The 5,005-nt window shown below is 64.6% G+C and carries 7 protein-coding genes; 4 read left to right on the forward strand and 3 right to left on the reverse strand.

Going from position 1 to position 5,005, the window contains the following annotated elements:
• The first annotated feature begins 390 nt into the window (after positions 1 to 390).
• The 3 genes from C4T42_RS31135 (at position 391) to C4T42_RS31145 (ending at position 2,705) form a co-directional block, all read left to right on the forward strand.
• Positions 391 to 870, forward strand: coding sequence for a PAS domain-containing protein (locus C4T42_RS31135; RefSeq protein ID WP_348529883.1), 480 nt, complete (start codon positions 391 to 393; stop codon positions 868 to 870).
• A gap of 425 nt (positions 871 to 1,295) precedes the next feature.
• Positions 1,296 to 1,934, forward strand: a complete 639-nt coding sequence (locus C4T42_RS31140) for a hemerythrin domain-containing protein (RefSeq protein ID WP_020096561.1) — start codon at positions 1,296 to 1,298, stop codon at positions 1,932 to 1,934.
• 381 nt (positions 1,935 to 2,315) lie between these two features.
• Positions 2,316 to 2,705, forward strand: a complete 390-nt coding sequence (locus C4T42_RS31145; RefSeq protein ID WP_020096562.1) for a hypothetical protein — start codon at positions 2,316 to 2,318, stop codon at positions 2,703 to 2,705.
• A 27-nt stretch (positions 2,706 to 2,732) separates the two neighbouring features.
• On the opposite strand, the gene C4T42_RS31150 is transcribed toward C4T42_RS31145, so the two are convergent.
• On the reverse strand, positions 2,733 to 2,981 hold the full coding sequence (locus C4T42_RS31150; RefSeq protein ID WP_020096563.1) for a hypothetical protein: 249 nt from the start codon (positions 2,979 to 2,981) through the stop codon (positions 2,733 to 2,735).
• Between the two features lie 575 nt (positions 2,982 to 3,556).
• On the opposite strand from C4T42_RS31150, the gene C4T42_RS31155 reads away from it, so the two are divergent.
• Positions 3,557 to 3,814 carry a hypothetical protein gene (locus C4T42_RS31155; RefSeq protein ID WP_020096564.1) on the forward strand — a complete coding sequence of 86 codons (258 nt, stop codon included), beginning with the start codon at positions 3,557 to 3,559 and terminating at the stop codon, positions 3,812 to 3,814.
• A gap of 583 nt (positions 3,815 to 4,397) precedes the next feature.
• Here the strand turns inward: C4T42_RS31155 and C4T42_RS32220 are convergent.
• Together C4T42_RS32220 and C4T42_RS31160 are read right to left on the reverse strand one after the other, a co-directional pair.
• On the reverse strand, positions 4,398 to 4,562 hold the full coding sequence (locus C4T42_RS32220) for a hypothetical protein (RefSeq protein ID WP_181049265.1): 165 nt from the start codon (positions 4,560 to 4,562) through the stop codon (positions 4,398 to 4,400).
• Positions 4,559 to 4,816 (reverse strand): hypothetical protein, encoded by a 258-nt coding sequence (locus C4T42_RS31160; protein WP_042671961.1) that lies wholly within the window; start codon positions 4,814 to 4,816, stop codon positions 4,559 to 4,561. The genes C4T42_RS32220 and C4T42_RS31160 overlap by 4 nt, the downstream gene beginning before the upstream one ends.
• Between the last annotated feature and the right edge of the window lie 189 nt (positions 4,817 to 5,005).

The following is a 5,005-nucleotide window of genomic DNA, read 5'->3' on the forward strand; positions in this document are numbered from 1 at the left end:
GCTCGCCCGACCGGCTCCGGCGGCCAAGCTACCCGTAGAGCAGAGGCCGACCCTGCACTAATTTTGAACTCGGACCACCTCGTGGGGGCAGGTCACTCCGCGTGCGGCTCACTCGCCCCCTGCATGCATTCATAATACCTTCCGCCCGCAGAAGTAGTGCCCATCGCGCAACAGTTGAGGATATCGTATTCGATGCGGCGTGTGGTTGTGATCTGACACCTATTACACAGATCAGGTTTAAGACTGTCCGCGGGCTCCGCAGTGTCAAAGCTCAAGCTTCTCGCTCACCAGACCTGCCCCAAGGCGTTTCAGCACGCCCTAGATGCGCTCGACGTGATTGGTAGGTGGGAGTGGAGTGCGACGACCGATCGAGCCCGTGTCGATGGGTTCGTGGCGCTGCTGTTCGGTGTCGATCCTGACGAAGCTAAGCAGGGTGTGCCGCTCTCGCTCTTCATCGACAGCATACAGCCAGATGACCGCGGGCGCGTTTTCGCCCAGATCCGGAGCTGCCGCGCTGACGGCGGCACATATCTCGCCGAATACCGAGTGATATCGGCCGATGGCCAGACGCGCTGGGTCCTAGATCGAGGCCACTTCAGCATCGATCATCTCGGCCGGTCGGTAGGCGGTGCTGGCATCCTGGTGGACATAACCCAGATGCGGATGTCTGAGGACGCGTTCAGCGAAGCCGAAACCCTTTCGATGGAACGGCCGCTGGACCGGGCGGCCGAGCACGCTATCGCCGCCCAGCAGGCGATCGTGGAGTTGCAGGACGCTGAGTTGAAGGCACAGGCGGACACGCTGCTGATGGCGCTCGGACGCAGGCTCGCCCAGCAGGAGGTTCGGGAACGGCGTCGGCGGATGAACTGAGGGCTGCCATTCTGTCGCGCCAGTCCGCTCGGCCGCAGGCTGGCGCGAGCCATCTCGCCATGGCACCCCGCGGGCATGGCGACGCTTGATGATCAGACCTGTGAAGCGAAAATCAAGGGTATCTGGCGTCAGATCAGCGTCGCTGAGGCAAAGAGCGCTTACGTGATGGCGCCGAAGCGATGCCCGTCCTGCCACGGTGCGGTGGTCCTTTCGGGTTCATACGCCGAACACCGCCGCCGGAGGTTCACCCATCGCAGGGTACATACCGGCTGCGCACAGGACCCGAAGCGGTACTCTGGCACGCCATCGCCGCATCCTCAGGCGGTCATCTGAGTGGCGGCTTGAGTCGACACGAACTCGATCAGGAACGCTCAGCGGGCGCACGGTGTTCGGAGCTGGTAGTTTCACTGGCAAGGAAGACGTGCATGGACGTTTGGCAACTCATCAAGCGCGACCATGAGAACATTGGTGGCCTGATCCGTGAGATACCATACGCTCTCAACGATCCCAGAGCGGTCGGCAGCCGCGAGCAGATGCTGGCTGATCTCATGGACGAGCTTGATCTGCATGCCATCGGCCTTGGTGCCAGCTTGTATGGCCCGTTGAGCCGGGAGAGCCAGACGCGCACGCTGATCAAAGACCTGAACCGCGGCCACGCTGAGTTCAGGCGACAGCTGCAGCAGCTCGCCCGTCGCCGTAGGGCGGACTCGGCTGGCTGGCTCGACACCTTTGAGGATGTCACGTTCCTCGTGGATCAGCACCTGCATCGCCACGTGCATGAGTTGATCCCCGCAGCCCAGATGCTTTTCGCGCCCGAGGAGGTTGCCGCTGCCACACGGGCGTTCGTGCGGGCCAAAACGAACGCGCTTCAGTCGCGGCGGCGAGGCACCGTGGCGGGAGGCATGTCGAGCGAGTTCGCCCTTATCGCGACGCTCGCCGGCGTGGCCGCCGGCCTCGGCTATCTGGTCTGGAACGGCGGACGCTTTGGCCGGTCGACATCTGACCGACCGGCCGAAGCTGGGGAGCGTGTTTCCCAGCGGGCGATCCGCCCTATGCCGCGGTGAAGACGGTGGGGCATGCCGGTCGATGAGCCGCTCGCCTGAAGCGAGGCAATTCCGTCGCCCGATTTGACGATAGAAGCCCGCCCTGGTGTTCCAGGTGCGGGCTTGGTGCGACTGCGCCAACGAGGCCGCACCCTGGATTTAGGCACTGCTCTTCCGGCGCTCAGCCCCCCAGCCGATCGCAGAAGCTACCTCGACCGTTATGGTTAATAGAAGGTTGCTGACGGTCGCGGCCCTCGCCGAGGCCGCCCTCGGCGAAAGGCCCCTGGAGCGTATTGTCTTTTAGCCGCAGTGGGATCGGGGCAGCGTTTGAAACTATCCAGCTGACACCTCCGTTCTGCGATGGCGTAGCCGTCCCCGGCTGCGCGATCTCCGGAGCAGTCTGTGGCACGTACCCCGACCCTGATCCTCGCGGCTTGCCTGACGGCAGGCGCTTTCCACCCAGCGGATGCCGCGACGAAGAAGGTGCAGGTACCGAACCAGTTCGACGGCTCCTGGACGATCGTCGCCACCACGACTGAGGGCCCCTGCTCGGCCAGCACAAGCTACAACGTGCAGATCAAGGACAGCGACGCGTCGATCCCCGGGGAGGAGGTCGACATCGATGGCGGCGTCTCGGCGGCCGGCGCCGTGCAGGCCACCATCACCCAAGGCTCGAACAAGGTGCCGATCGCCGGCAGTCTGACCGCGAAGGGTAGCGGCAGCGGCACTTGGCGCACGTCGGGCGGCTTGGTGGAGTGCAGCGGGAGTTGGAGCGCGAAGCGTTCTAGCTAGGCATTCTATGACGAAGCCGCACGGCCTTCACGGAGCGGAGAGACGCTTCGTGTTCGCAGCCACGTGCTCACGGTAGCGGGCGATGACCGTTTCGGGCGAGCCGCCGAACATCAGTGTCGTCATCGCCTCGCCGGCGGCGTGAACCTTCTCAATCACCATGGACTGAGCCTCAGCCAGTCCTTCGCTACCGCCCCAGGCTAGACGAACCAACCGCAGTTCGATGACGCGCTGCGCCTCAATGGCCAGCATCAGCGATGAGAAGAAGGGATTGTACACGGCACGCTCCTGGCCGCCGGATCGCGGCAGAGCTTGAACACATCACATCGTGAGAGAGATTCGGCGCTCGGTCGCATGCCCGCCCTGCATCTCAGCCTCATCGCCCGATCTGATCAGGGGCTGACCACGCCATATCGCAAGCTCGTGATCGCCCTACCCATATCCGGCAACACGCTCGCCACAACCGGACGGCATGGTTGCCGGTATGACCTTGCCAACAGCTCAAGCCCTCGGCGTCATGGCCTGCGCCATGATCGCGTCCGCCATTTACCTGGCGTCCCTCGTACACGGCGTCAGATCGGAGGATAGCGGCCCACGCTAGGCAAGCGCGACTGCGACGGCGAGGCCGCACCGAGGCCAGGGGGGTAGGCCATAGAGCTGCTCTGCCGTCGCTCGGCCCCTCGACCGATCGCTGTCGGCAGCATGACCGCGCATAGTTAACGGCCCGTCAACGGGTGTTGCTCTGTTCGCGTCTGCCCATGACACATGGCCGGTTGATGCCGGTGTTCTCGGCCGCCCGTCTCGCTATGTTCTGCTCCCGTTCTAGATCCCGCCCGCGGATCACAGGATGGGCTATGTCGAGACGGGGCGTCTTCGTGCGGGCCGAGGAGGTCGCCTTCCTGGAGGAGGCGCGGCGCTGGCGGCAGCAATGCGTCTTGGTCCTCACGAGGGCCAAGACGCAGGGCCCGCTCTACAACGCGACCTCGAAGGTAATCGACGCGATCGACGACGTTGCCGAGGTGGTGACCGGCGACCGGCGGACCTTCTACCAGAGGGATGCGACCATACCAGGCGAGAACCTACCGCCCGTGAAGTGGCGCACGGTGGAGTAGAGCAGCGTCGGCTCCGCCTACGTCCGTATAGAGGCTGGCCGGCTAGGCGAGCCGCGACGAGGGTGCTTACTGGGCTTCCGGTAGGGCGTGACGCGCGGGGCCCGCTCGACTGGCGCCGTGACCTCAACATCAGCGAACCGAGCATCAAACCGGCGTGCTGAGATCCACGCGACCGCGAGTCCGACAAGGCCGAAAGCGACCCCGAAGGCGGGCAGTCCGTAGCTGATCCAGAGGTTCGGGTCGGTCACGATCAATCCTCGCTGCGCAGGAAGTGGTAGGCTGCGGGAGCCACGAAGAATAGGACGAGGAAGGCCGCAGGACCAGCCCACCATGAGTGCAGGGCGGGGGATGGGCTGCCGGGCGCTTGGCCGAAGTTCGGGATGATCGTCGCCGCGGCTAGGATGCCCAGACCCACCGCGTTGGCGGTGGTGGCGAACGCTTCACCCGCTAGTTGAACCGCTTTGCTGCCAGCTTGCGCTCAGCCGCTCGAGCTTTGGCAGACTTGTTCACTCAGCCGGCGCCTTCCGTTCCCGGAACCGGATCCCGGCCCCACCGCCGTTCTCGGATATGAAAAGGTCGGCAGTCATGCCCGTAAATCTGCAGCCACCACCACGATGGCTGCTGTGAAAGCCGCGACGGAACAGTCCTCAATCGCGTACTCCAGGCCTGCAGCCTCAAGCGCGCGTTCAACACTCACGAGCACAAAGGCCACGGCGACGGCGAACATCCGGCCCTTGATGACGTTCATCCGGTCGGCTCGGTAGGCGCGTCGGCCCCTACAATGCCGAGCCACTCCAGCGCTGCTGCGCGCGAGGCGAAGGCGTGCTGCTGCCCCGTGAAGGGCGCCGGTCGCTTGGCTGGTACCGTCTCATCGAGGAGTTCGATCAGCCATCCTTGCACCGCGTCGCTGCGCCCGACCTCACGAACTAGGGACGCGACGGGGGCACCATCCAGCAGGACGTCGTAGCTGCCGGGAGCGAGCTGCTGGACGGTGTAGGTCACGACCGATCCTTGGTCCGGAAGCCCGCGAAGAAGCGCGTCAGGCCTTGTAGGTCACCGTCTGCTGAAACCTCGTCAGCGGGCGGAGAGTTCGGGTTGACCTGCCCCCACGAGGTGGTCCGAGTTCAAAATTAGTGCAGGGTCGGCCTCTGCTCTACGGGTAGCTTGGCCGCCGGAGCCGGTCGGGCGAGC

Origin of the sequence: Methylobacterium sp. 190mf, from assembly GCF_900107945.1 — a bacterium.
Lineage (GTDB): Bacteria > Pseudomonadota > Alphaproteobacteria > Rhizobiales > Beijerinckiaceae > Methylobacterium.

Coding starts and splice junctions, on each gene's coding strand:
- C4T42_RS31140 (WP_020096561.1), top strand. CDS start 1,296: ATGGACGTTTGGCAACTCATCAAGCGCGACCATGAGAACATTGGTGGC.
- C4T42_RS31155 (WP_020096564.1), top strand. CDS start 3,557: ATGTCGAGACGGGGCGTCTTCGTGCGGGCCGAGGAGGTCGCCTTCCTG.
- C4T42_RS32220 (WP_181049265.1), bottom strand. CDS start 4,562: ATGAACGTCATCAAGGGCCGGATGTTCGCCGTCGCCGTGGCCTTTGTG.